This is a genomic window from Rhodopseudomonas sp. BR0C11 (assembly GCF_010820945.1).
Lineage (GTDB): Bacteria > Pseudomonadota > Alphaproteobacteria > Rhizobiales > Xanthobacteraceae > Rhodopseudomonas > Rhodopseudomonas palustris_H.
The window spans coordinates 1-3,176 of the sequence record NZ_QTKI01000493.1 but is presented as its reverse complement, the minus strand read 5'-3'; the positions used below and the strand labels follow the sequence as shown (position 1 = coordinate 3,176).

Below are 3,176 nucleotides of genomic sequence, written 5' to 3'. Positions count from 1 at the left end.
GCCGTAGATAGTTTTCCACCGCCCGAACACGATCAATGATCTCGTCTGGCACCGCCGCTGGTCGGAGGCCGCCACGAACGCGATACACCGCGACGTCGCAGGCCGCAGGTGCGCTCTGCGTCATCATCACGCCCCGCACGCCCGGGCAGGCGAGGATGCGCACGAAATGCGCTTCGATGTCCCATACGAACACGAAGACGTAGCCCGGGAACATGCGCCTGACAGCATCGACCTTTCGGCCTCGCCGAATTTCGGTCACCTCGAACTCAGGCAAATACACACCGAAGCGCCGAGCACACAACCACGCCGCCGCGATCCGCTCCTCGCCCGGCATCGTTTCGACCACGTACCAAGCACCTTTCACGTTCGGAACGATCTCCGCCGAGTAGCCGTTGTGCCCGGCATGATCGACGATCTGCCCTTTCTGCAGATCACCGCGCAGTGCCTCGCGCACCTCGTTCAAGTTTCCCGTCTGCATCACCGCCACGTTCGTCATCATCTGACCCCTCTGCCCGAAAGAAATAGTCCCAACGCGGTACCAATTATTGTTCGAGGTGGATGATCAGGGTGGTCTCGGTTGCTTTGTTGTTTTGCGAGGGTTGAGAGGGTTTTGCGAGAGTTTAGAGAGATAGTTGCGAGAGTTATTAGATAGGTAGATCAGTTCGTTAGCTGAAATCTGCGAGGGTTGCGAGGGTTTGCCCCGTAACGTATGTGAGTCTTCGTTCCCGCTCTGCCGGAGCGCTGTGCGCCCCCCGCCCCCCGTCTCGCACGCATACACGCGCGCGAAACCCTCGCTACCCTCGCAAGCGCACACGAAACCATTGCGGCACAGCCACTTCTGACGCGCGAGAGTTAGTCCGCGACCCTCGCGCGACCCTCGCAACCTTCGGTGCTTTGCTGGCAACACTGTATCCAATCGGCCACGATCGCGGGCGTGGATCGCCGCTGGCGAAGCGCGCGAACCGCCGGGATCATGCCGCCGCGGCGGCCGATCGGTGCTGGCGAGGCGACGTGCGGTCACGACGCAACCTCCCCGGCCGGCGCCGCGCAGCAGAGGCCGTCGCCGCAGTCGGCGTGCATGTCGATCCAGGCGTCGATCGCCGCGATGCTCTCGGCTGTCGGCGCGATCACCTGGTTGTCACGGCCGAACGTCGCGGCGCAGCTCCACTCGCCGCTGCTGTCCTGCTGCGGATCGCACAGGCTGTCCGCCTCATCGGTGTTGCGCGCCCCGCAGCGCGGACACGCCGCCGGCACGAACACGAGCGCAGGTTGCGGAGGGCAGCTCATTTGGGCTGCTCTGCTGGAAGTGAGATCGAGTCCAAGGCAATGCGCGCCATCCGAGCACGCTTCCCCTCGGCTGATTTCGCAATTTCTTGAAGCCACTCGACGTGTTCTTCATCGGTCGCCTTCTTGATCATCTCGCAGTCACTGACCATCGCTTCGCCTTCCGGCCAGCCGCACCAGGCAAGCCGATCGCCGTCGACGTATGCGACAACCCACTCTTCACCGGTTGGTCCGTGGAGTACGTGGTCTCCAGCGCGCATTGTCATGTTCTCTCCCCTGTTACTTCCCACGCTCAAAACTCCTCACCGCCCGGCTCGTAGTCCGGCGGTTCGTTCGGGTGCCGCGTCTCGGGAAGATCGACCAGCTTCACGCGGACGTAGATCCGCACGCGCTGCTTTGGGTCGTTCTGTTCGAGCTTCGCCTTCATGATCCGGCCGAACCAGGTCTCGTTGCGCGCGTTCATGCCGTTGGCGCGGGCGTAGGCCTGCCAGCCTTCCCACATCGCGCGGGCTTGCACGCCGGGCCCGGTCGGGTCCGGCTGCACATGCGCATCGATGAAGCGCTGGCACGGGTCCATCTCGGCGAAGTGCGCTTCCGTGGCGGCCGCGATCTCGTCGGAGATCTCCAGCCCGTTATTAAGGAAGTCGAGCGCGCCTGCGATCAGCCAATTGAGAATGCCGCTGCCGCCGGCGACGATCTCGCTCACCACGTCCTCGAAGTCGCGATGCTTCTCCGGAGCGAGCGTCACGCTCCAGGGCACGATGACGAAGCGCCGTCGCAGGCCGCCGTCGGTGCCATCGAGTTTCGGCTCGCCGTTGCCGCTCATATGCGGCTTGCCGGTCGGCTTGAACTCGAAATAGCCCTTGTACATCGTGCGAACCGGCCACTTCTCACCGCCGGTGAGGCGCTTCACCATTTCAGCCTTGACCGGCTGATCCTTCGGCAGCTCGGACACGCGGATGAACCGCTTTGCGTAGCAGCGGGCGATGTCGGGCGTCGGCGCCGACGGATTGTTGTGCGCTTCGCCTGAGACGGATTCCGCCGGCAGGCCGACCGCCAGCCCGTCACCGAGCACGCGGCTGATCACTTCCAGGAACACGCTCTTGCCGTTACCGCCGGTTCCGGTGTGATACATGATCCGCTGCACCGGCTGCGCCGTCAGGCTCATCCCAGTGAACTGCTGCACGGTTCGCCGCTTTTTCGGCTCCGGCTGAAACAGATCCAGGAACTTGTCGAAGTCTGGACATTTCGCATCGGGATCAAACGCGAATGGCACAACCGCGGTGATCATGTCGTCGCGATCGTGGCCCTCGGTCACCTCCAACTTCCAGCGCACGCGCCCGGTCGCTGGATCGAGCAGCGGCCGCGACGTGTTCGGGTCCGGGTTTTCCTCGTCCATCACCGGGACGAACCGCAGCGTGTGCGTCAGCGTGGCGAACTTCAGCGGATCAGCGTTGAAGGCGTCCGGGTGACGGCGCAGGTGCGGCGCCGCGCAGGTCAGCATGGCGTTGATTCGCGAGGCGTTCTTCGTGCTCACGCCCCATTTTTTTCGCGCGGCTCGCGCCTTGGCTCTCGCCAGCTGGGCTCTGCCACCGCGCTTGATGAGGTCGCCTAGCAGCTCAGCCAGCGCTTTTTCCTCTTCGTCCCGGGCATCTTTAGGCGGTAGAGCCAATAGTTCTTTTTCAGCCCTCTTCTTGGTATCAACGGCATCCTTTTGGGACGGCGTGTAGTCGATGTACGTCGCCTCAACCTTGATCAGGTCGCCCACCTTCTGGCCGATCAGGTGCGCCAGCGCCTCGCCGCCGGAAAGGTCCCAATGCGTGCCGGTCCAGGCCAGCTTCTGGCCGCTCGGCACGTCGTCTTCCTGCCGCACCAGCAGATCTTCGCCGAAG

The 3,176-nt window shown here is 63.6% G+C and carries 4 protein-coding genes; all 4 read right to left on the bottom strand.

Annotated elements, in window-relative coordinates:
• A partial coding sequence (gene nusG / locus DYI24_RS23985; protein WP_283810892.1) for a transcription termination/antitermination protein NusG occupies positions 1–499 on the bottom strand: 499 nt, incomplete at its 3' end.
• A 518-nt stretch (positions 500–1,017) separates the two neighbouring features.
• Entirely contained in the window at positions 1,018–1,287 is a 270-nt protein-coding gene (locus DYI24_RS23980) for a hypothetical protein (RefSeq protein WP_164574106.1), read from the bottom strand.
• Positions 1,284–1,550: a hypothetical protein gene (locus DYI24_RS23975; RefSeq protein WP_164574105.1), complete on the bottom strand. Its 267-nt coding sequence runs from the start codon at positions 1,548–1,550 to the stop codon at positions 1,284–1,286. The genes DYI24_RS23980 and DYI24_RS23975 overlap by 4 nt, the downstream gene beginning before the upstream one ends.
• Positions 1,551–1,576: 26 nt before the next feature.
• On the bottom strand, positions 1,577–3,176 hold a 1,600-nt coding region (locus tag DYI24_RS23970; protein ID WP_164574104.1), incomplete at its 5' end, for a DNA primase family protein.

What these genes read in the sequence shown, in the direction of transcription:
- DYI24_RS23980 (WP_164574106.1), bottom strand. Translation starts at nt 1,287, where the DNA reads ATGAGCTGCCCTCCGCAACCTGCGCTCGTGTTCGTGCCGGCGGCGTGT.
- DYI24_RS23975 (WP_164574105.1), bottom strand. Translation starts at nt 1,550, where the DNA reads ATGACAATGCGCGCTGGAGACCACGTACTCCACGGACCAACCGGTGAA.